Origin of the sequence: Kitasatospora sp. NPDC002040, from assembly GCF_040296785.1 — a bacterium.
GTDB lineage: Bacteria > Actinomycetota > Actinomycetes > Streptomycetales > Streptomycetaceae > Kitasatospora.
Genome location: NZ_JBEOXV010000002.1, coordinates 661,037 through 681,261, shown reverse-complemented (window position 1 = coordinate 681,261; position 20,225 = coordinate 661,037). Strand labels below are relative to the sequence as shown.

General features: G+C 72.8%; 22 protein-coding genes and 1 pseudogene. 13 read left to right on the top strand and 10 right to left on the bottom strand.

Annotated elements, in window-relative coordinates; all coding sequences use genetic code 11:
- Positions 1-44 precede the first annotated feature (44 nt).
- Positions 45-1,013 carry a GlxA family transcriptional regulator gene (locus ABT118_RS08390; RefSeq protein ID WP_350645956.1) on the bottom strand — a complete coding sequence of 323 codons (969 nt, stop codon included), beginning with the start codon at positions 1,011-1,013 and terminating at the stop codon, positions 45-47.
- A gap of 80 nt (positions 1,014-1,093) precedes the next feature.
- Here ABT118_RS08390 and ABT118_RS08385 point away from each other — a divergent pair, with 80 nt between their 5' ends.
- The 6 genes from ABT118_RS08385 (at position 1,094) to ABT118_RS08360 (ending at position 8,900) form a co-directional block, all read left to right on the top strand.
- Positions 1,094-2,026 carry an NADP-dependent oxidoreductase gene (locus ABT118_RS08385; protein WP_350646302.1) on the top strand — a complete coding sequence of 311 codons (933 nt, stop codon included), beginning with the start codon at positions 1,094-1,096 and terminating at the stop codon, positions 2,024-2,026.
- Between the two features lie 69 nt (positions 2,027-2,095).
- A complete protein-coding gene (locus ABT118_RS08380) occupies positions 2,096-2,836 on the top strand; it encodes a VOC family protein (protein WP_350645955.1) in 741 nt (246 codons plus the stop codon).
- Between the two features lie 103 nt (positions 2,837-2,939).
- On the top strand, positions 2,940-3,437 hold the full coding sequence (locus tag ABT118_RS08375; RefSeq protein ID WP_350645954.1) for a hypothetical protein: 498 nt from the start codon (positions 2,940-2,942) through the stop codon (positions 3,435-3,437).
- 77 nt (positions 3,438-3,514) lie between these two features.
- Complete coding sequence (locus ABT118_RS08370) at positions 3,515-4,048, top strand: hypothetical protein (RefSeq protein WP_350645953.1); 534 nt, start codon at positions 3,515-3,517, stop codon at positions 4,046-4,048.
- A 158-nt stretch (positions 4,049-4,206) separates the two neighbouring features.
- Positions 4,207-5,088: a GNAT family N-acetyltransferase gene (locus tag ABT118_RS08365; protein WP_350645952.1), complete on the top strand. Its 882-nt coding sequence runs from the start codon at positions 4,207-4,209 to the stop codon at positions 5,086-5,088.
- A 254-nt stretch (positions 5,089-5,342) separates the two neighbouring features.
- Positions 5,343-8,900, top strand: coding sequence for a S8 family serine peptidase (locus ABT118_RS08360; protein WP_350645951.1), 3,558 nt, complete (start codon positions 5,343-5,345; stop codon positions 8,898-8,900).
- 66 nt (positions 8,901-8,966) lie between these two features.
- On the opposite strand, the gene ABT118_RS08355 is transcribed toward ABT118_RS08360, so the two are convergent.
- Complete coding sequence (locus ABT118_RS08355; RefSeq protein WP_350645950.1) at positions 8,967-9,341, bottom strand: hypothetical protein; 375 nt, start codon at positions 9,339-9,341, stop codon at positions 8,967-8,969.
- Positions 9,342-9,565: 224 nt separating this feature from the next.
- On the opposite strand from ABT118_RS08355, the gene ABT118_RS08350 reads away from it, so the two are divergent.
- Together ABT118_RS08350 and ABT118_RS08345 are read left to right on the top strand one after the other, a co-directional pair.
- Positions 9,566-10,966 (top strand): uracil-xanthine permease family protein, encoded by a 1,401-nt coding sequence (locus ABT118_RS08350; protein WP_350645949.1) that lies wholly within the window; start codon positions 9,566-9,568, stop codon positions 10,964-10,966.
- 127 nt (positions 10,967-11,093) lie between these two features.
- Positions 11,094-11,294, top strand: a pseudogene (locus tag ABT118_RS08345) (transposase); the annotation flags it as partial.
- 161 nt (positions 11,295-11,455) lie between these two features.
- Here ABT118_RS08345 and ABT118_RS08340 read toward each other — a convergent pair.
- From ABT118_RS08340 to ABT118_RS08305, 8 genes are all read right to left on the bottom strand, one after another.
- On the bottom strand, positions 11,456-11,908 hold the full coding sequence (locus ABT118_RS08340) for an ATP-binding protein (protein ID WP_350645948.1): 453 nt from the start codon (positions 11,906-11,908) through the stop codon (positions 11,456-11,458).
- Between the two features lie 107 nt (positions 11,909-12,015).
- Complete coding sequence (locus ABT118_RS08335; protein ID WP_350645947.1) at positions 12,016-12,444, bottom strand: STAS domain-containing protein; 429 nt, start codon at positions 12,442-12,444, stop codon at positions 12,016-12,018.
- 43 nt (positions 12,445-12,487) lie between these two features.
- Positions 12,488-13,378 carry a SigB/SigF/SigG family RNA polymerase sigma factor gene (locus ABT118_RS08330; protein ID WP_350645946.1) on the bottom strand — a complete coding sequence of 297 codons (891 nt, stop codon included), beginning with the start codon at positions 13,376-13,378 and terminating at the stop codon, positions 12,488-12,490.
- A gap of 719 nt (positions 13,379-14,097) precedes the next feature.
- On the bottom strand, positions 14,098-14,364 hold the full coding sequence (locus ABT118_RS08325; RefSeq protein ID WP_350645945.1) for a DUF4235 domain-containing protein: 267 nt from the start codon (positions 14,362-14,364) through the stop codon (positions 14,098-14,100).
- Positions 14,361-14,825 carry a DUF3618 domain-containing protein gene (locus ABT118_RS08320; RefSeq protein ID WP_350645944.1) on the bottom strand — a complete coding sequence of 155 codons (465 nt, stop codon included), beginning with the start codon at positions 14,823-14,825 and terminating at the stop codon, positions 14,361-14,363. The genes ABT118_RS08325 and ABT118_RS08320 overlap by 4 nt, the downstream gene beginning before the upstream one ends.
- Positions 14,822-15,058 carry a phage holin family protein gene (locus tag ABT118_RS32735; protein ID WP_502884514.1) on the bottom strand — a complete coding sequence of 79 codons (237 nt, stop codon included), beginning with the start codon at positions 15,056-15,058 and terminating at the stop codon, positions 14,822-14,824. Before ABT118_RS32735 ends, ABT118_RS08320 begins: the two co-directional genes overlap by 4 nt.
- Before the next feature lie 215 nt (positions 15,059-15,273).
- Positions 15,274-15,576, bottom strand: a complete 303-nt coding sequence (locus tag ABT118_RS08310) for a WhiB family transcriptional regulator (RefSeq protein ID WP_350645943.1) — start codon at positions 15,574-15,576, stop codon at positions 15,274-15,276.
- Positions 15,577-15,656: 80 nt separating this feature from the next.
- On the bottom strand, positions 15,657-15,827 hold the full coding sequence (locus ABT118_RS08305; protein WP_350645942.1) for a hydrophobic protein: 171 nt from the start codon (positions 15,825-15,827) through the stop codon (positions 15,657-15,659).
- A gap of 372 nt (positions 15,828-16,199) precedes the next feature.
- Here ABT118_RS08305 and ABT118_RS08300 point away from each other — a divergent pair, with 372 nt between their 5' ends.
- The 5 genes from ABT118_RS08300 (at position 16,200) to ABT118_RS08280 (ending at position 20,098) form a co-directional block, all read left to right on the top strand.
- Complete coding sequence (locus tag ABT118_RS08300) at positions 16,200-17,318, top strand: carboxylate-amine ligase (protein WP_350645941.1); 1,119 nt, start codon at positions 16,200-16,202, stop codon at positions 17,316-17,318.
- A 475-nt stretch (positions 17,319-17,793) separates the two neighbouring features.
- Positions 17,794-18,336: a hypothetical protein gene (locus tag ABT118_RS08295; RefSeq protein ID WP_350645940.1), complete on the top strand. Its 543-nt coding sequence runs from the start codon at positions 17,794-17,796 to the stop codon at positions 18,334-18,336.
- A gap of 256 nt (positions 18,337-18,592) precedes the next feature.
- Positions 18,593-18,907 (top strand): hypothetical protein, encoded by a 315-nt coding sequence (locus ABT118_RS08290; protein WP_350645939.1) that lies wholly within the window; start codon positions 18,593-18,595, stop codon positions 18,905-18,907.
- A 144-nt stretch (positions 18,908-19,051) separates the two neighbouring features.
- Positions 19,052-19,474: an MscL family protein gene (locus ABT118_RS08285; protein ID WP_350645938.1), complete on the top strand. Its 423-nt coding sequence runs from the start codon at positions 19,052-19,054 to the stop codon at positions 19,472-19,474.
- A 204-nt stretch (positions 19,475-19,678) separates the two neighbouring features.
- The gene (locus ABT118_RS08280) at positions 19,679-20,098 is read left to right on the top strand and encodes an SsgA family sporulation/cell division regulator (protein WP_350645937.1); all 420 of its coding nucleotides are present in this window, start codon (positions 19,679-19,681) and stop codon (positions 20,096-20,098) included.
- Positions 20,099-20,225: the final 127 nt, after the last annotated feature.

Here is a 20,225-nt window from a genome sequence, read left to right as displayed (position 1 = left end):
GCGGCGGGAGCGGGACGGGGGCTGGGGATGAGGATGGTGGCGGCTCAGGCCCGGAAGGTGCGGCGGTACGCGCCGGGGGAGACGCCGATCGCGGCGTGCAGGTTCTGCCGCAGGGTGGCGTCGGTGCCGAAGCCGACCCGCTCGGCGATCCGGGTCACCGGCAGTTCGCTGCTCTCCAGCAGCTGCCGGGCCAGCTCGACGCGCTGCTGGGTGAGCCACTGGCCGGGGCTCAGCCCGACCTCGGCGCGGAAGCGGCGGGTGAAGGTGCGGCGGCTCATGTCCGCGTGCCGGGCCAGGTCGGCCAGCTGGAGCGGCTCGTGCAGCCGGTCGAGCGCCCAGGCGCGGGTGGACGCCGTACCGGTGCCCGAGCTCTGCGGCACCGGCTGCTCCACGTACTGCGCCTGGCCGCCCTCCCGCTGCGGCGGGACCACGCACCGCCGGGCGACGTGGTTGGCGACCGCGCTGCCGTGGTCCTTGCGGATCACGTGCAGGATCAGGTCGATGCCCGCCGCCGCACCGGCCGAGGTGAGCACCCGGCCGGAGTCCACGAACAGGACGTCCGGGGCGAGGGCGATGCCGGGGTACTGGCGGCGGAAGTGGTCGCTGTGGTGCCAGTGGGTGGCGGCGGCCCGGCCTTCGAGCAGACCGGCCGCGGCCAGCAGGAAGGTGGTGACGCAGATGCCGACGATGCGGGTGCCGGGCCGGATCAGGCCCAGCGCCTCGGCCAGCCTGCGCGGCAGCACGTCCGGTCCGGTGATCGCGGTGAACTCCTCGGCCGGCGGGACCACCACGGTGTCGGCGTCGGCCAGTGCCGAGGCGTCGCGCTCGACCGTGATGGAGAAGTCGGCGGCGGTCCGGACCGGCCTGCCGTCCAGCGAGCAGGTGACCACCTCGTAGAGCCGCCGCCCGTCCGAGTCGGTGGCGACGCCGAACAGTCTCGACGCCAGGCTCAGCTCGAACGGGATGACCCCGTCCAGGGCCAGGACAACGACGCGGTGCACGGAAGGACTCATGGCCCGATTCTTTCACATGCTGGCCCCCGGGCCACTGTCACCGCAGGTCGGAGCCGGGACATCCTGGGTCCATGACCACGATGAACGCGATCACCCAGTCCAGCTACGGCGGCCCGGAAATCCTGCACCAGGCCGTACTCGACCGCCCGGCCCCGGGCCCCTCGGAGGTACTCGTCCGGGTCCGGGCGGCGGGCATGAACCCGACCGACTGGAAGCACCGGCAGTTCCCCGGCTTCCTCGACCGCCTGCCCCTGGTGCTCGGCTGGGACGTCTCCGGTGTGGTCGAGGCGGTCGGCCTCGGAGTGACGATCCATCAGCCGGGCGACGAGGTGTTCGGCATGCTGCCCTACCCGCACGGCGTCGGCTCCTTCGCCGAGTACGTGGTCGCCCCGGCCCGGGCGCTGGTGCGCAAGCCGGCCGCGATCGACCACGTCCAGGCGGGCGCGATCCCGCTGGCCGCCCTGACGGCCTGGCAGGTCCTGGTGGGCGCGGCGGACGTGCAGCCGGGGCAGCGGGTGCTGATCCACGCGGCCGCGGGCGGGGTCGGGCACCTGGCCGTCCAGATCGCCAAGGAGCGCGGCGCGTACGTGATCGGCACCGCCAGCGCCCCCAAGCACGCCCTGCTGCGCGAGCTCGGCGCCGACGAACTGGTCGACTACCGGACCGAGGACTTCACCGCGATCGACCCGGTCGACCTGGTCCTCGACATGCTCGGCGGCGACACGGCCACCCGCTCCCTGGACGTGCTGAAGCCCGGCGGCGAGCTGATCTCCATCGCGGTCACCAGCATCCCCGAGGGGCTGATCGAGCAGGCCGCCGCCCGTGGACTCCGGGCCCGGGGGCTGCTGGTCGAGACCGACCGGGCCGACCTGCAGGCGATCGCCGACCTGGTGGCCGCCGGCCGGCTGCGGGCCGTCGTGGAGGCCGCCTTCCCGTTGGAGCACGCCGCCAAGGGCCACGCCCTCGGGGACACCGGGCGGGTGACGGGCAAGGTCGTCCTCACGGTCGGCTGAGCCCGATGCGGGGGCCCGGGCGACGACCCGGAGCCCCCGCTCCGACGGCTGCTCCCTAAGATCGTCGGTATGGCAACGCGACTTGTGCAGATCAACATGAAGGCCCGGGACGACTCCGCGCTGGGCCGGTTCTGGGCGGAGGCGCTCGGCTGGGGCCTCGACAGCGAGGGGCCCGGCGTGACCAACCTCGAACCCGTGGGCTTCGCCTACCCCGACCCCACGGCCGTCTGCATCGACCTCGTCGCCCGCCCGGAACCCAAGACGGTGAAGAACCGGGTGCACCTCGACCTGGCCACCACCTCGCCCGCCCATCAGCGGGAGCTGGTCGACCGCCTCCTGGCCCTCGGCGCGACGTTTGCCGACGTGGGCCAGGGCGAGGACGTCCCCTGGACGGTGCTGGCCGACCCGGAGGGCAACGAGTTCTGCGTCCTGGAGCCCCGCCCGCTCTACCGGGACACCGGCCCGATCGCCGCCGTGGTGGTCGACTGCACCGACCCGCGGGCGATGGCCCGGTTCTGGGGCGAGGCGATGGACTGGACGGTGCACGAGGTCGCCGACGACCACGCGACCCTGCGCTCCGCCGCAGGCGTTGGGCCCTACCTCGAGTTCCTCCGCACCCCGGACCGCAAGAGCGGGTGGAACCGCGTCCACCTCGACGTCCGCCCGTACCCCGGTGACGACCCGGCAGCCGAGGCGGCCCGGCTGCGCGCCCTGGGTGCCACCGACCCCGGGATCGACCCGTCCGCCATCTCCTGGACGGTGCTGGCCGATCCGGAGGGAAACGAGTTCTGCCTCCTCACGCCTGGCTGACGTGTGCCCGACGGTACTCACCGTCCCCCCGGCCCCCGGGCCGCAGCCGGGCCGCCGCCAAAACGGCTGGCCACCGGCTCGGCCCGGGCGGCAGGATGGCGTCATGGACGCCGCTTTCACCCTGGCCTGGCAGTACGCCGCCCACCAGGTCCGCTCGGAGGACCTGCCGATGGCCGCAGCCCGGCTGCTGGCGGGGGATCACGATTCGCCCGCCCTGCGGGAGTTGGCCGGATGCAGTGGACGGGAGCGCTGGAGCGACCTCGACCCGATGATCCGCCAGGCCCTGGACGAACTCGGCCACCCCGTCCCGTCCGGGGCCGCCGCCGAGCGCCACCTGGTGCACCACCTGGCAGGCCGGTTGGCCGCCGACGAGCTCACCCCGTCCGAGGTCTACGCCGAACTCGGCACCCACACGACCGGCGACCTCGCCACCAAGGCCGAGGAGCAGCTGATCGGCGTCGTCGCCCGGGCGGCCTGCTGCCGGTCCTGCTTCAGCGAGTTCGAGGAGTTCTCCCCCGGGGAGTTCCGTACCTGGGAGGCCGACGTCCGGTCCGCCGCAGCCGCCCTGCTGACCTCCGGCGACGACCCGTCGGTCACCTGACCATCCGTCAGGGACGTGGTGCCGCCGCGTCAGGTCCAAGTCCTGTGATGGGAAGCACTGATGGATGGAGGTGGGGTATGGCGGTCAGCGCATTGGTGCGCGCCGAACTGGCCCGGCACGACTGGACTGCGTTGAGGTGCATCTGTGGTGACTCGGCGGAGCACGTGCCCTTGCTGTTCGAGGCGCTGCTGACTGCCGAGACGCCCCGGGACGCATTCGGCTACAGCCTCGACGGCCACGTCGAAGAAGGCACTGTCATCCACGAGTGCACCCCGCCGGCTGTCGGCGTCATCCTTGCGGCCCTGGCGGGCGAGGTGGCACCGACGGTTCGTAGGGAGTTCCTCGACACGCTGGTCCGGGTGGCCGCCGGTTCGGACTGCACAGACGCGTCGCCGGTGGAGTGGGCGGGCGACGAGTGCCGTGCCGTGGCGCAGGAGGGCTTCTGGTTGCTCGTGCAGATCGGCCTCAGCGGCAGCGCGGACGACGCCGATGCGGTGGCCGACATCTGTGAGTACTTCAACCTCGGCGGCCAGAAGTCGGCCCACTACCAGGCGTTGCTCCGCGAACGTGTGCAGGCGAAGACAAAGCGCCGAGCGCCGGTCACTCGTTAATCCTTTGCCGAGGAACCGAGGGTCAGCTAGCCTCGCCCAGCCGTCCCGAACGTTCCGGACCGGCGCTGTCGACGAGGAGGTGTGGAGCAGATGCGCAGGAGTGCCAAGCAGGTGAGTCCGAGCGTTGACCTCTGCCACTTCCTCACGACGGAGACCCCTTGTCGTCTCGTATCACCCCACTGACCGACCCCGCTCACGGCGCGAACAGCCGGCGACTGGCATGGCTGGCGTCCGACGCCGATTCCATCCCCGTCGGGACGGCCTTTCTGCGCCTGTTCGACAGTCCTGAACAGGAACACCTGGCCGAACTGACCCTCCAGGTCCATCCGGTGGAGCGACGCCGGCAGGTCGGCTCGCAGCTCCTCGACGCCGCCGTGGCCGCGGCCCGGGACAACGCACGCCGTTGCGTCATCGCGCAGGCCGAGGACGGCGCGCCCGGTGACCGGTTCCTGGCGGCGCGCGGCTTTCGCAGGGTCCTCACCCTGGTGTTCGCCCGCCTGCCGCTGGCCGAGGTGGACACCGCCCGCCTCACCGGGATCGTCGAACAGCCGCATCCCGGCTACCAGTTGGCGGCCTGGCAGGGAACCGTCCCCGACGACCTGGCCCGAACGTTCGCCGCCTCACGGCGCGCCATGGACGACATGCCCATGGAAGACACCGACTACGGCACCGTGGCCTGGGACGTGGACCGGGTCCGGGCTGCGGCGAAGGCCATCGAGATGCGCGGCGAGCAGCTGCACACGGTCGTCGCCATCGACACCTCCAACGGCTCGATCGCCGGATTCACCGAACTCGTCACCCCTGGCAACGGCACGGGCGACGGTCAGCACTACGGCACCGGCGTCCTGCCCGAGCACCGTGGGCACGGCCTCGGCCGCTGGATGAAGGCCGAGTCGATCCGGCAGGCCTGCCGGCACCAGCCGGGCCTCGACGGCCTCCTGACCGACACCGCCGCCAGCAACGGGCCGATGCGAGACATCAACGACAGCCTCGGCTACACACCCACGCACACCACCCACCAGTACCAGCTGGACCTCTAGCCGCAGCTCGACGGGCCGGGCCGGGCATCGCCCGGCCCGTCGACGCGTTGTGCCGGTTACTGCAAGTGCACCCCGGCTGACCATACGTCAGAAAGCTGAGCGGCGGCCTCATGTGCATGCCATGGCATGGCCACGCCACCAGGATCCGGTTTCCCGGGCGCGTGCTCCCGGGCAGGGATGGCGACCGCACCACTGTTCTCACCCGTCCGCGCGGCAGCCGAACTCGGCTGCCGCCACTGCGTGAAGGAGAATCCGTGGCATTACGCGCCAGCCGTTGGCGAACGGCCCTGACCGGGCTGCTCGTCGCGATTGCCCTCCCGACGGTCAGTCTCGCCGCACCGGCATTCGCAGCCGTACCCGCGCCCCCGGCATCCCCCGCACCCGCCGCCAAGATCGAGGCGAAGGTGCTGGAGCAACTGGCCGACGACGACAAGGCGGTGTACTGGGTCCAGCTCAACTCCCAGGCCACCACGGTGGATGCGCAGCGCGCCACCACCAAACCGGCCAAGGCCGCGGCGCTGCTCCGGGCCAAGACCGCGCACGCCGACGCCACCCAGGCCAACCTGCGCGGGCTGCTGGACGCGGTGCGGGCGGACTACCGCTCGTACTGGATCGTCAACGCCATCCGGGTCACCGGTGACCGCAAGCTGCTGGAGCGGATCGCCGAGCAGCCCGAGGTGGCCTCGATCCGGGCCGAGCAGACCGTGAAGCTGGACGAGGTGGTCCCCGGGACCGCCGAGCCCAAGGCGCAGGACGCGGTCGAGTGGAACATCGACCGGATCGGTGCGCCGAGGGTCTGGGACGAGCTGGGCGATCGGGGTGAGGGTATTGTCATCGCCAATATCGACTCGGGTGTGGACTACACCCACCCGGCGGTCAACGCCCAGTACCGGGGCCGTAGTTCGGACGGCGCCTACGACCACAACTACAACTGGTTCGATCCGGCGGCGATCTGCCCCGCTGCCGCACCCTGCGACAACAACGACCACGGCACCCACACCATGGGCACCATGGTGGGATCCGTCGGGGTGGACAGGATCGGGGTGGCTCCCGGCGCCCGCTGGATCGCGGCCAAGGGTTGCGAGAGCAACAGCTGCTCGGACGCCTCGCTGCTCGCCGCCGGCCAGTGGGTGATCGCGCCCACCGACCTGAACGGCAACAACCCCCGGCCGGACCTCGCCCCCGACGTGGTGAACAACTCCTGGGGCGGCACGCTGTACGACGACTGGTACCGGCTGACGGTGCAGGCGTGGGTGGACGCCGGGATCTTCCCCGCGTTCTCCAACGGCAACAGCGGCCCCGGCTGCAACTCCAACGGCTACCCGGGCGGTTACGGCAACGGCTACTCCTCCGGCTCCTTCAACAGTGCCGGCGCCATCTCCAGCTTCTCCTCCCGCGGCCCCGGCGAGAGCGGGCAGATCAAGCCCGACCTCGCCGCCCCCGGTGAGAACGTCCGCTCCAGCGTGCCCGGCGCGGGCTACGCCTCCTTCAGCGGCACCTCGATGGCCTCCCCGCACACCGCCGCCACGGTGGCGCTGATCTGGTCCTACTCGCCGTCGCTGCGCGGCAACGTGGCCGAGACCCGGGCGCTGCTGGACCGCACCGCCATCGACACCGACGCCACCGCCTGCGGCGGCACGGCCGCGAAGAACAACATCTTCGGCGAGGGCCGGCTCGACGCCTACGCCGCCGTCTCCAACGCGCCGCACGGCCCGGTCGGCACCCTGGCCGGCCACGTCAGCTCGGGCGGCGCCGCGCTGGCCGGTGCCACCGTGCTCGCCCACGGCGCGATCGACCGCACCGCCGTCACCGCCGCCGACGGCTCGTACAGCCTGACCAACCTGGCGGCGGGCGCCTACACCCTCAAGGTCACCAAGTACGGCTACCTGCCCGCCACTTCGGCGGTGACCGTGGTCGCCGACCAGACCCTCACCCAGGACCTCGCGGTCGAGCAGGCACCCTCGGCCACCGTCACCGGCACCGTCCGCAGCGGCGGCACCCCGGTGGCCGGCTCGGTGGTCACCGCCGTCGGCACCCCGGTCAGCGCCAGCTCCGACGCGGCCGGGCGCTACAGCCTGACCCTCCCGCTCGGCGAGTACCAGGTCACCGCGAGCTCCCCGTACCGCTGCGCCGACCCGGCCCAGCAGGCGCTGTCGCTCACCGGCAACACCACCGCCGACATCGAACTCCCGGTCCGCACCGACACGTTCGGGTACCGCTGTGCGGCCACCGCCGACGCGTGGGTCGGCGGCAGCACCAAGCTGGCGCTCACCGGCGACACCGCCGCCGAGCAGGTCGCGCTGCCCTTCGCGGTCCCGCTGTACGGGGCCGTGTACACCGCCGGCTACGTCAGCACCGACGGCGTGCTGTCCTTCCCGGCCGCCTCCACCGTCTACAGCAACGGCGCCATCCCGGCCCCCGGCCTGCCGAACGGCGCGCTCTACCCGCTCTGGGACGACCTCTACCTGGACGCCAACTCCGGTGTGTACACCGCCAGTACCGGCACCGCGCCCAACCGGGCCTTCGTGGTCGAGTGGCGCAACGTCGCCTTCTACTCGGACCGCACCCAGCGGCTGTCCTTCTCGGTCACCATCGCCGAGGACGGCAGCTTCACCTACCGGTACAAGGACGTGGCCGCCGCCGGCCTGGCCGCCGGATCCGGCGCCACCATCGGCCTGGAGAACGCCACCGGCACCGACGCGCTCCAGTACTCGCTGAACAGCGCCGTGCTCACCAATGGACTCGCCGTCACCTTCCGACCCGGCCGGACCGGTCTGGTGCGCGGCACCGTGAACGACGCCAACGACGGCAAGCCGCTGGCCGGCGCCGCCGTCAAGCTGCTCACCGCGGCAGGCGCGACGGCCGGCACCGCCACCAGCGGTGCGGACGGCGGCTATCTGCTCCAACCCGCCGCCGGTGACTACCGGTTGGAGACAGGAGCGGCCAACTACACCACCGCCAACAGCCCGATCGCGGTCACCGCAGGGGCGGTGCAGCGGCCCGTCACGGCCCTGGCGACCGGACGGGTCACCGCCTCGGTGCCGACCCTGACCGCCGTGGTGCCGGCCGGACAGACCCGGACCCGCACCTTCGAGCTCGCCAACTCCGGTGCGCCGACCGCCTACACCGTCACCGAAGCGGTCGACGCGGCCTGGCTGGCGGTCGAACCGGCCGCCGGCGAGCTGGGCACCGGCGCGAAGCAGCCCGTCAAGCTGACCCTGAACACCGCGGGCAGCGCACCCGGCACGGTGCTGACCGCCCAGCTGCTGATCCGCTCCGCGAGCGGCCGGACCCCCCAACTCACCGTCCCGGTCACGGTGGTGGTCCCCGGTTACCAGGTCGCCCTGGACGCCGGTGGCACCGGCAGTTTCACCGACTCGTTCGGTGACGGCTGGACCAAGGACCGTGAGTTCAGCACCGGCAGCTACGGCTACCAGGGCCGCTCCTCGCTCCAGGACACCCGGGAGGCCATCGCCGGCACCACCGACCCGAAGCGGTTCCAGACCGCGCGCGAGGGCATGTACGGCTACGCCTTCGACCAGGTCCCCAACGGCGTCTACACGGTCGAACTGGACTTCGCCGAGGTCGACCGCAAGTCGCCCAACACCCGGATCTTCGATGTCCTGATCGAGGACCGGGAGGTGATCCCCGACCTCGACATCGCCCTGCGGTCCGGCTACCGCAAGGCGCTGACCCAGAGCTTCACGGTCACCGTGACGGACGGTCGCCTCGACGTCCGGTTCGTCTCCGCCAAGGGCAAGACGCTGCTCAACGCGATCCGCGTCACCCAGCGGCCCGACCTCACCGGCTGAGCCGTCCCAACGGCCGGGCCGCACCCCCGACTCGGGGGTGCGGCCCGGCTCCGCCGTTCCGCTTTCTCAGAGCGGGGTGAGGATGTCCTGCCGGGCCTGGTCGAGGACGAAGCCGTTGTCCAGCCGGACCCGGACGGTGGCGCGGTCGGTGCGGGCCTGCTGGGCGGCCCACTCCGGTTCGAGCGCGGCCACCTGTGCTTCGAGCCGGTCCCGGCTGGCCGCCGGCATGGTGTGCCCGTAGTCCTCGAACAGCGCCCTGAGCCGCTGGTACTCGCGCGACTCCGCACTCGGCTCCAGCTCCCCGTCCACCCGCTCGACGGTGCCTTCGAGCCCGGCCGCCAGCGAGAGGTACCCGACGGAGGCCCCGGGTTCCCCGGCGAACGCCTCGCCGATCGCGAGGTCCTCGGCCAGCCTGACGCGTCGGCCTTCCTCCAGGGTCATCGGTTTCGCTGCCTCTCCGTCGATGTCGATCGGTGCCGCCGACGCGGTCGGCCGGCGGCCCGGCCATTATCCGTGCCCCGGACCTGGACCAGGGCCGCGCCTGACGTCCTGACGGTCCGTTCGGCCGGTTTGCGGGTGGCAGGTTTGGTGCGGGCCCGCGCGCCGTGATCAGCTGATGCTCCGATCTGCCCGGGGCCGGGCAGTGGTGTGGGAGGAGCGTGACCATGGCGGGCTTCGCGGGCTTCGGGTGGAAGCTGCACGGGGACGGCCGGAGCCCGGCACCGGGCGCGGTGGTGAAGCCCGACGAGCGGCTCTCCTGGGGACGGACCGTCGGACTCGGCGCGCAGCACGTGGTGGCGATGTTCGGGGCCACGTTCGTGGCGCCCGTCCTGATGGGGCTGGACCCCAACCTCGCGGTGATGGTGTCGGGCGTTGCGACCGTCTTCTTCCTGCTGGTGACGGGTGGTCGGATTCCGTCGTACCTGGGGTCGAGCCTGTCGTTCGTGGGCGTGGCGGCCGTTATCAAGACCCAGGGCGGGGACGCGGCGACGCTGACCGGTGCACTGCTGGTGGTCGGCGCGGCGCTGGCGGCGTGCGGGGCGGCGGTGCAGGCGCTGGGGGCGCGGGTGATCCACGCGATCCTGCCGCCGGTGGTGACGGGCGCGGTGGTGATGCTGATCGGGTTCAACCTGGCGCCGGTGGCGGCGGGGACGTACTGGCCGCAGGACCAGTGGACGGCGCTGCTGGTGATGGCGTTCACGGGGTTCGCGCTGGTGGCGCTGCGGGGGTTCTGGTCGCGGATCGCGATCTTCCTGGGGCTGGTGTTCGGGTACGGGATCTCGTGGGTGTTCGACCGGGCCTTCGGGCAGATCCACTCCGCGAACGGGGCGGGTCAGGTGGTCGACCACTGGCGCCTGGACCTGTCGGGAGTCTCGAAGGCGGACTGGATCGGCCTGCCGACGCTGCACGCGCCGAGCTTCTCGGCGTCGGCGGTGCTGGTGGCGCTGCCGGTGGTGGTGGCGCTGATCGCGGAGAACGCCGGGCACGTGAAGGCCGTGGGCGAGATGACGGGTGATCGGCTGGACGACCGGATGGGTGTGGCGATCATGGCGGACGGCGCCGCCACCGTGATGTCGACGGCGGTCGGCGGCCCGGCGACGACCACGTACGCGGAGAACATCGGGGTGATGGCGGCGACCCGGGTGTACTCGACGGCCGCCTACTGGTGCGCGGCCGGCTTCGCGATCCTGTTCGGCCTGTGCCCGAAGTTCGGCGCGGTGATCGCGGCGATCCCGGGCGGGGTGCTGGGCGGGATCACCGTGGTGCTGTACGGGATGATCGGCCTGCTCGGCGCCCAGATCTGGGTCAACAACAGGGTCGACCTCTCCAACCCCCTCCACCTCGTGCCGGTGGCGGCGGGCGTGATCGTCGGCATCGGGAACGTGACGTTGAAGTTCACGGACGACTTCGAGCTGTCGGGGATCGCGCTGGGCACCGTCATCGTGCTGACGGGGTATCACGCGCTGCGCGTGCTGGCGCCCGCGCACATGAAGCAGCAGGCCGAGACCCCGCTGCTGGACGGCGGCACCACCGACTACGACGACCGGCCCACCACCCACCACTGACCGCCCGCCGTCTCGGCAGGTTCCCCCAACCCTCCGGGGCTGATGACGACCGCCGGAGTCCGCGGGCCAGGGGAGCAGGGGAGCAGGGGGATCTGAGCCATGGACGGTCGACGATGAGCCGGGGGCGGTGATCAAGCCGCTGCTGCCTGAGGTCGAGTGTCGAACCCGGCATCCCGGCCGCAAGCGACACCCGGACCGGCTGGTGTTCCAGGGCATCCTGTTCGTGCTGCATACCGGGATCTGCTGGGACCACCTACCGCAGGAGCTCTGCCCAGGCTCGGGCACAACCTGCTGGCGCCGCCTGGCAGAGCGGACCGAGGCCGGAGTCCGGCCCCGACTGAATGAGACCGTCCCGTGCCCACATGGCCTCGCGGGTGGCGTCGCGTCAGATCCGGCGCCCGGCCCGCCGCCTGGCTGGCGACCGGGGCGGCCAGCACCGATCGCCCGCTGCGTGATCGGCGCCCCGACGGGGCCTGTGGTGAGGGCCGGTCAGGGGAGCTGCGGGACCGGGGCGTCGATCTCGGCCCAGACGGTCTTGCCCCAGGGCTGGGGTGCGGCGCCCCAGCGGTCGCTGGTGCCGGCGACGATGTGGAGGCCGTGGCCGCCCGGTCGTGCGGGAAGGTGCGGCTCGCGGGCGGCGGGCAGGACGGGGGAGCCGTCGCTGACCTCGATCCGCAGCCGCTGCCCGTTGGCGTCCAGGGCCAGCTCCAGCGGGCCGTCGGCGTGCAGCAGCGAGTTGGCGACCAACTCCGCCACCAGGAGCACGATGTCACCCTGGTCGGGCCACGACCAGTCGTCCAGCGCGGTCCGGACGAAGGCGCGCGCCGCCGCGACGGGCCTGCGCTGCCCGGCAAGTGGCAGCCGACGGCGCTGCCCGCTAGGCGGCAACGTCAGTGCGGCCGTCGGTCCATGGCCGTTGAGGGTCGGCCCGGGTGTGCTCATTCCGTCAGCCCTTCGTATCAGCGGTCTTGAGCCTCGGCTGCCCGCTGTGCTCCGACTCAGTCGACAAATCTGCCGATACCGCCCAGCCGGTGGCGCGGCGACGGTGTTCACGACGCGTCCGGGAGAGCGGCCCGCACGGTGGGGCGGGCATCGAAGACTGCATCGGTGCCGGTGATCTCCAGCAGCCGCCGCACCGGCTCCGACACCGCCGCCAGCCGCAGCTGCGCGCCGGCGGCGATCGCGTTCGCACGGACCCGCAGGAGGAGGTTGAGGCCGGAGGAGTCGCAGAAGGTGACCCGTTCGAGGTCGGCGATCACGACCTGGTTGTCCCAGAAGGCGCGCTCCAGCGCCTCCTTGGCGGGCAGCAAGGTCTCGATGTCCAGGTCGCCGGATATGACGACCACGGTGTGGCCGGGCGCTGGCTGCACCTCGACGTGGACACCCTCCTCGTCGATGTCTGCTGTGCCGCGTGTCGTCGGGTCATGGTGTGCCGACATCTTCATCCCCTTCTGGAACTTCGTCGTGTCTGGCCCCATGCCCGGGCCAGAGGGCAGCCACCCTCGGGCCCGGGCGAGTGGGTCAGGCTGTTTCCAGGCCCTTGCGGAGCTGGGTGAGGATGCGGGACAGGAGGCGGGAGACGTGCATCTGGGAGAGGCCGAGGCGCTCGCCGATCTGGGACTGCGTCAGCTCTTCGGTGAAGCGCATCGACAGGATGAGGCGGTCGCGCTCGGGGAGGGCGGCGACCAGCGGCTGGAGCGAGACCAGGTCCTCGACCAGCTCGAACCGGCCGTCGGTGGCGCCGAAGCGGGCGGCGAGTGCACCGGGGCCCTCGCCGCCGTCGTCACCGGCCGGCACGTCCAGGGAGTCGGTGCTGTGCGCGTTGGCCGCGGTGAGGCCCTCGATGACCTCCTCCTGGGACAGGCCCACATGGGCGGCGAGCTCGGCGACCGTCGGGGCCCGGTCCAGGTTCTGCGCGAGCGCGTCCTGGGCCTTGGCCAGGGTCAGGCGCAGCTCCTGGAGACGGCGGGGGACGTGGACCGCCCAGGTGGTGTCGCGGAAGTGGCGGCGGATCTCGCCCAGGATGGTGGGCACGGCGAAGGTGGTGAACTCCACCCCTTGGTCGAGGTCGAAGCGGTCGATGGCCTTGACCAGGCCGACCGCGCCGACCTGCATCAGGTCCTCCATGCTGTCGCGGTGCGCGCCGAAGCGGCGCAGCACGAACCTCACCAGGGAGAGATTCAGCTCCACCAGGGAGCCGCGGACGTAGGAGTACTCGCGGGTGCCCTCCTCCAGCGAGGCCAGCCGCACCAGCAGCACCCGGCTCAGGTCCCGGGCGTCCTTCGGTGCCACCTCGCGCAGTTCGCCGAGGCCGGCCAGCTCCGGGGCGACGTCGGACGGCCGGCGGTGCGCGGTGACCTTCTCGGCTCGCGTGCGCGTGTCCTGGCGGCGTACGTCACTGGCGACGGCCATGTCGGTCCCTTCCCTCAAGCTGTACAGTCCGCCCCCGACTACCCCCGGCGTCCAGATCCACTCCCCCCGTTCGGGTGAAGGTTCTGTGCAGGCCCGCCCGCAGCGGCCCAAGCGGTTCACCGGGCCAACCTACGCCCCCGGCGGGCAGGGCGGTCCGGCCCAGGCGCTGCAGCCCGGCAGGGGTTCCCGGGTGAGGGTGAGGAAAAGGCGGTGGGTCAGCCAGTGGATGAGCAGGGGTGACGCTCGGCGGGTGCGCGGGCCGCAGGAGGGGGCGGATCGCGGCCGCCACCGCGATCCGCTGCCCGCTGTCCAGGGGCGCGGTGACCCAGGGGGTGCCGTCGGCCAGGCGCACGAGCAGGCGCTGCGGGGCGCTCGGCGGTCCGAGGAAGCCCGGCCGGGGTGCAGCCGCCCGCCGACAGCCAGGGACGTTGCCCATGGGCGGTATGGGATCGGTAGGTGGCGTCCGGCGGGAGCGGCGAAATCGACCTGTACTTCGACCGGGCCGGCGCGCATCAACGCATCCGCCGCCTTCGATACCTCGGTGAGGTGGGCATCCTCCAGAGCTGATGGTGGCGAGCGCGGCGCGGCCACGGATCCGGCCACCCCGCGCCGGCGGCCGCAGGCTTCCCGCACGTCCGCACCGTGGTCAACGGCGATCGCCTCATCGCGGCGGCGGCGACGGAGCCGGGCGCGACGTCGCGTGGCGTGCGGGGCGCGGGTCAGGCGGGCCAGGTGCCCGTCAGGCGCCTGACGCCGGTCGCGCCTCCCCGGTCGACGGCGGCCTTTACCAGGCCGAAGATCGCGCCTTGGAGAGCTGCGGCGAGGAGGACCTCCCGCCAGGTGCGGTCCTCGTCGGTGGCATCGGGGGCGTCGTCATCGTGCCCGGCCACCTTCCACAGCTGCTTGAAGGCCGCGCCGGCGAGCATGCCGCTCGCCGCTCCCAGGAGCAGGCCGACGGGCTTGTAGGCGATCTTGGACTTCTTCACTGGTGCCTCCGTCCCCGCCGCACGAGCAGGACCAGAGCGAGAACGGCGGCTGCGGCGAGCAGCGGGGTCCGCCGGGCGCGGGCCTGGGCGGCGAGGCGGCCAGCCGTCTCCCGCACGCTGTCGGGGGCCTGGTCGACGGCGAGGTATCCGGCGCGTGCCGCCGCCTCGTGCAGGTGCTCGGCCGCGCTGGCGGCCAGGTCGAGGACCGGATCGGGGGTCTTGTCCTTCAGCAGTTGGACGGCCTGCTCGGCGCCGTCGTGGAGCCGGTGGTTGAGCTGCGCCGTCTTCTCGGCGGCCTGCTCCTTCAGGGCGGTGGTCTGCTCGTGCAGGCCGGCCTTCACATCGGCCTTGTCGGCCAGGGGTTCGAGGGCCTGGCCGAGGTCGTCGCGGGTGTGCTCGACCTGCTCACGCAGGTGCTCGGGGATGGGCGTGGGCTCGTCGCCGGGGGGCTGGGTGGTCATCGGTGTGTGTGCTCCTTGATCGGGGCCACGTCGGCCTTGACGCTTTCGATGGTCTGCTCCGGCGCGGGCGGGCCGGCCTTCGCGTTCTGCTTCTTGCCGGCCATCGCCGCGATGGCAGCCGCCACTGCCAGGAGGGCAGCCACGATCAGCGCCGCCGCCCACAGCGGTAGCAGCAGGTACAGAGCGGCGATCGCGGCACAGGTGAGGGCTTGCGACGCGAGGAAACCCGTCAGGCCGTCGCCGATCCCGTACCGCTTGCCCTACTCGGTCATCTCCGCCCGGGCCAGCCGCACCAGCTCCGACATCTGCTGGGTCGTCTGTGCCACCAGCGCGCCCACCGAGTTCTCGGCTTCGTGGACGTGCCGCTCAGCAACACTCATGTGTCTTGCCGCGCGGCCGGGGACGGCGGGGTACTGGCCACCGCAGGGCCCGAGGGGCAGACGGTCCGTCAGGCCGCGCGTGCGGTGCGTGCCGAGCGGACGGGCCCGAGCAGGGCGGCCCGTTCCTCCTCGGCGAGGCCGCCCCACACGCCGTACGGTTCGCGCACCTGCAGGGCGTGCCGCAGGCACTCCTGCTGCACCGGGCAGGTGTGGCAGATCCGTTTGGCGTTCTCCGCGCGTTCGCCGCGGGCCTCCCCGCGTTCGCCGGGGGGATGGAAGAAGACGGCGCTGTCGAGGTCCCGGCACCTCGCCGCGAGTTGCCAGTTCCAGTGGTGGTTGAAGGCACCCGGCAGGCGCGCGATGTCGGTCACGGTGTCTCACCTCGGCAGATCGGCAGGTCGGCGACAGGGCACGGCCGGGGCTCGGATCGCCGAGCCCCGGCCGACGGGTACTACCAGCGGTACCAGCGGCCGCGGCTGCCGGAGGCACCGGTGCTGCGGGCGAAGAAGCCGATCAGCCAGATCGCCAGGATGAACACCGCCACCCACCACAGTGCCTTGAGCGCGAAGCCGGCGCCGAACAGGACCAGAACCAGCAGCAGCACAAGAAGAAGGGGAACCACGCGTACCTCCAGAGTCGGTGTCGGCGGCTCGCCTGCCCAGGGTGGCGGAACCCATGCGTGGAAACTTCGTCGGCCCCCCGAACAGCGCACCGGTCCGCGCATGCGCGTGGTGTCCCGTCGCGGAGGTGCCCGCAGGCCGGCTGCACACCTTCGACGCGCTCCTGCACCCAGCCCGCAGCCCCGGGGGACTCGGCATCGGCAGACCCCGGTGGCTGTCGGCGCGTGCTTCCGCGACGCCGTCGGCACCGGTACGCCTGGCCGGCCGGTCTCGACCCGGTGAAACGGATCGCCGGTCTCGAACCGGAGCGCCGGCCGTCCACCGTGTCGGAGGCGCGGCCGTGTGAAGTGATCGAAACCGGGTAGCCGGGCGGCATGCTGACTCTGGGAGTCGAAGAGGAGTACCTGCTGGTCGACCCGCGTGACGGCGCGCCGGTCCCGCTGGCCGCCGAGGTGCTGGCCACGGCCGGGCTGGCGCCCGCGCTGCGCGAGCAGGAGGCGCAGCACGAGCTGCTCCAGGCGCAGGTGGAGACCGCGACCCCGGTGTGCGAGGAACTGGCCGAGGTGCAGCGGCACCTGGCCAGGGTGCGTGGCGGCCTGAGCGTGGCGGCGGCCCGGCACGGCTGCCGGGTGGTGGCCGTCGGGTCGGCCCCCTTCGACGCGGAGCAGCCGGTCGGGGTGACCGACGTGGCCCGCTACCGCCGGGCGGAGCGTCAGGCGCCGCTGCTGGTCGACGACTTGCTGCTGAACGGGATGCACGTGCATGTCGGCATCGCGAACGAGGAGGAACGGGTCGCGGTGCTCGGCCGGCTGCGGCCCTGGCTCCCGGTCCTGGTCGCGATGGCCGCGAACTCCCCGTACCGGGGCGGGACGGACAGCCGCTTCGCCAGCTGGCGCACCGTGGAGTTCGACCGCTGGGCCGTCAGCGGGCCGCCCCCGCACTTCGCGGACGCGGCCGACCATCGGGCCCGGCTGCACGCCCTGGAGGAGTCCGGCGTCATTGCGGACCGGGGCCAGCTGTACTGGCACGCGCGACTGTCGGCCCGCTACCCCACCGTCGAAGTCCGGGCGGCGGACGTGCAGTTGACGGTGGCCGACGCCGAACTCCTCGCCGGTGTGATCCGCGGGCTGGCGGCCTCCGCCCTGCTCGCCGCCCGGGCCGGGCGGCTGTGGCCGGTCCCGTCCGAGGAACTGCTGCGCGGCGCGACCTGGCACGCGGCCCGCACCGGCCTGACCGGTTCGCTGGTCTCGCCGCTCACCTCCCGCGCCCGTCCGGCGGCGGAGGTGGTGGCCGAACTGTGGGAGTACGCGGCACCCGGCCTGGCTGCCGCCGGGGACGCCGAACGGGTGGCCGCGCTGTGGCGCGGGTTCACCCGGGAGGGCAACGGCGCGCAGCGTCAGCGCCGCTGGTACGCGGAGGGTGGCCGACAGGGGCTGACGGAGCAGCTGCTGGCGAGCACGATGTCGCCTGGTCCGGGTACGCCGGTGAGCTGAGCCCCGAGCGGCGCCGGGCCCGGCGGGCCGTCAGGGCGAGGACGGCACCGGTGGCGAAGGCTGCCGGGACGGTGGCGCGCACGGTGAGGTGGACCACCGGGGCGCGGAGGCATCGGCGCGGGTTCGAAGACGCGGTCGCTCGTACATCGGCCGTTCTCCGCAGCTGTCCCTCCGGCGGGTCGCCGGCCGTGAGGTGCCGCACGGCGGACGGATCGTCAGGTTTGGAGTCGCCCGGACGGGTCAGACGGAGGAGCGGGTGCAGGAGCGGCCCGCCGATCCCCCCTCGGCGGGCCGTCGCGCCCACCGCGCAGATCCGGCCGCCGGGGCACCCCGTCCCGGCGGCCGGGGCCTGCGCCGGCCGAGCGGACGGTCGACCGCAGTCCGGTGCCGAGGGTCCGTTCGTCGACCGGCGGGCACGGGGTAGGCGCGCGGATGCCCTGCTCTCCGTACCGCTCTCGAAGAGGACCCCATCACCATGACCTCCCCGTACCGGCTGTCGGCCGGTTACCTCAACGACCACCTCGCCGCCGCGACGGCAGCCGCCCGCCGGGCCTGCCGCACTGCGGAGGCGCTCCTCGACGCGGACGCCCGTCCGCCGCTGCGCCGGTTGGCGGCGGAACTGGAGGGCGACCTGGCCTCGCTGCGCCGGGTGATGCGTGAACTCGACGTCCCCGAACGGCAGTCGGCCGTCTGGCTGGCCCGCGGCGGCGAACTGCTGGGCCTGCTGAAGCCCAACGGCTCGCTATGGCACCGCACCCCGCTCACCGACCTGGTCGAACTGGAGGCGCTGCGGCTCGCGGTGCTCGGCAAGCGCCAGCTCTGGACCGCCCTGAGCGGCCACCATGGCCTGGGTTGCCGCCTCGACCGGCAGCGGCTGACGGAGCTGGTCGCCCGGGCCGACCACCAGGCCGAGACCCTGGAGGAGCTGCGGCTGCGGGCCGCCCGCACGGTGGGTCGGGTGGCGGTCGGGCCCGGCCTGCCGGGTGGCTGGGCCACGCGTCCGGCACGACGTCGGTGACCAGGAGGGCCTGAGAGGTCAGGGCCCGCGCGGCAGCCGGAGGGCATCGTGACGCCGTGGCGTCCGCCCAGCGCCAATCGTGTTCCTGGGGCCGGCCCACGTCCGTTGGCGGCAGGAACCGACGTGGGCCGTTCTCCCCGGCCGCGGCGTCCGGTTGACCCGCCGAACGCCCTTCAGAGCGCTCTGGTCGTACGCCGTGCGGCTGAGGTGAACGCCGATCGGGTTTCGCGTGCCGCTGAGAGGTCAGACGCAGGGCATGGGCAACTACGTGATCACTGTTCCGGGAACGGTTCCGAACCCGATGGAGGAGGCGGCGCGCCGCAGACTGCTCGCCGTTGTGCGCGGCGCGGACCCGAGCGAGGTCGGCGAATCGGTACCCGACCTCGACGTCCTGACCCTCGACGAGTCGGAAGGGACGTTCGTGCTGCGCCTGGAGGTCAAGGCCGACGACCGCACCGCCGCGGGCGCGGCGGCGACCGACCTGGCGGAGCGGGCCTTCGGCGCCGCCGGCTACCCGCCGGGCACGGTGAGCATCGGCGCTGCGGTGGTCACTGGCATCGACATCGGCTGAGAGTTCCGCCGAACCCGGTGGTGAGAACAGTCGCATCGGTGGATCAGTTGGCAGGTCGCACCCCCCAGGGGCTGCCGCAAGCCGCTGCCCGCCGGCCCCGGACCGGCCCGTACGGGCGACGCACCAACGGAAAGGCAGCCGTCAGTGAAGGGCTTCCGTGACTTCGTCCTGCGGGGCAACGTCGTCGAGCTCGCCGTGGGCATCGTGATCGGGGCGGCCTTCTCGGGCGTCGTGAGCGCGCTGGTGCGCGCCTTCCTCACCCCGCTGGTCGGCCTCGCCACCGGCGCGACAGGCGACTTCAGCAGGCGCACGATCACCGTCCACCACGTCGAATTCCCCTACGGCGGCTTCGTCGACGCCGCCCTCACCCTCGTGCTCACCGCGCTGGTGCTCTACTTCGTGGTCGTCCTGCCGCTCACCAGGTTGCACGAGCGCCTCACTCCGCGCCACGAGGTCCAGCCACCCGAGCGGGACTGTCCGGAGTGCCTCTCCGTGGTGCCCGCCCAGGCGCGCCGGTGCGCGTTCTGCACCGCCGAACTCGTCGCCCCCGCATCCGAGCTTCCGTGACGCCGGGGCTGTCGGCCTGTGGCGCGGTCCGCCCCGAGAGGCGACAAGGAAGGTCGGCGTCCGGTCCGAGGAAGCACCGTCATGCCCAACGCCCCACACCCGCCGTCTTCACATGAGTGCTCCGGCGCGGACGGGGCAGCCGGTCATCGAGACAGCGGCCGGAGGAAGTGAACCCGGCCGCTCCGCCCGTCCCGAGGGGGAGCGTTGGGAGCTTCAAGGACCGTCCTGCACCACCTGGCCGTACGGGTGCTGAGCAGCCCGTACCCGGACCTGGTCCTCGCGGGCCGGCTGGCCTACGACCCTTCCGACCCGTACGCCGTGTTCCTGGGCGTGGCGGAGGTCCACCCGTTCGAGGGCGGTGAGCCGCCGGTGTGCTGGACCTTCGGCCGGGACCTGCTCGACCGCGGCCGCCGCGAGGCGGCCGGGGAGGGGGACGTCCTGATCGCCCCCGCCGCGGACGGCACGCTCCTCATCGAGCTGCACGGCTCCGCCGGCAGCGCGGTCCTCGGCGTGTCCGGAGCGCAGGTGGGCGCCTTCCTGGACGACGCCTTCGCCCAGGTCCCCGCCGGTGCCGAGAGCGGGTACCTCGACCTGGAGGACTGCCTGGCCCGACTACTGGTCTGAGCCCCACGGAGGCGCTCAGACCGGTCCGGTCGGCCCTGATGGCTGCCACTCGATCATCAGACACCGGTGGCGAACCTGTCGGGCGGCCAGCGGGCGAGCGCCTCGTCGATGGTGCGCACCAGGTCGG

Coding starts and splice junctions, on each gene's coding strand:
- ABT118_RS08320 (WP_350645944.1), bottom strand. CDS start 14,825: ATGACCACCCAGCCCCCCGGCGACGAGCCCACGCCCATCCCCGAGCAC.
- ABT118_RS08355 (WP_350645950.1), bottom strand. CDS start 9,341: ATGACCCTGGAGGAAGGCCGACGCGTCAGGCTGGCCGAGGACCTCGCG.
- ABT118_RS08330 (WP_350645946.1), bottom strand. CDS start 13,378: ATGGCCGTCGCCAGTGACGTACGCCGCCAGGACACGCGCACGCGAGCC.
- ABT118_RS08290 (WP_350645939.1), top strand. CDS start 18,593: ATGGGCAACTACGTGATCACTGTTCCGGGAACGGTTCCGAACCCGATG.
- ABT118_RS08380 (WP_350645955.1), top strand. CDS start 2,096: ATGGCAACGCGACTTGTGCAGATCAACATGAAGGCCCGGGACGACTCC.
- ABT118_RS08385 (WP_350646302.1), top strand. CDS start 1,094: ATGAACGCGATCACCCAGTCCAGCTACGGCGGCCCGGAAATCCTGCAC.
- ABT118_RS08350 (WP_350645949.1), top strand. CDS start 9,566: ATGGCGGGCTTCGCGGGCTTCGGGTGGAAGCTGCACGGGGACGGCCGG.
- ABT118_RS08295 (WP_350645940.1), top strand. CDS start 17,794: ATGACCTCCCCGTACCGGCTGTCGGCCGGTTACCTCAACGACCACCTC.
- ABT118_RS08390 (WP_350645956.1), bottom strand. CDS start 1,013: ATGAGTCCTTCCGTGCACCGCGTCGTTGTCCTGGCCCTGGACGGGGTC.
- ABT118_RS08335 (WP_350645947.1), bottom strand. CDS start 12,444: ATGGGGCCAGACACGACGAAGTTCCAGAAGGGGATGAAGATGTCGGCA.
- ABT118_RS08340 (WP_350645948.1), bottom strand. CDS start 11,908: ATGAGCACACCCGGGCCGACCCTCAACGGCCATGGACCGACGGCCGCA.
- ABT118_RS08370 (WP_350645953.1), top strand. CDS start 3,515: ATGGCGGTCAGCGCATTGGTGCGCGCCGAACTGGCCCGGCACGACTGG.
- ABT118_RS08375 (WP_350645954.1), top strand. CDS start 2,940: ATGGACGCCGCTTTCACCCTGGCCTGGCAGTACGCCGCCCACCAGGTC.
- ABT118_RS08300 (WP_350645941.1), top strand. CDS start 16,200: ATGCTGACTCTGGGAGTCGAAGAGGAGTACCTGCTGGTCGACCCGCGT.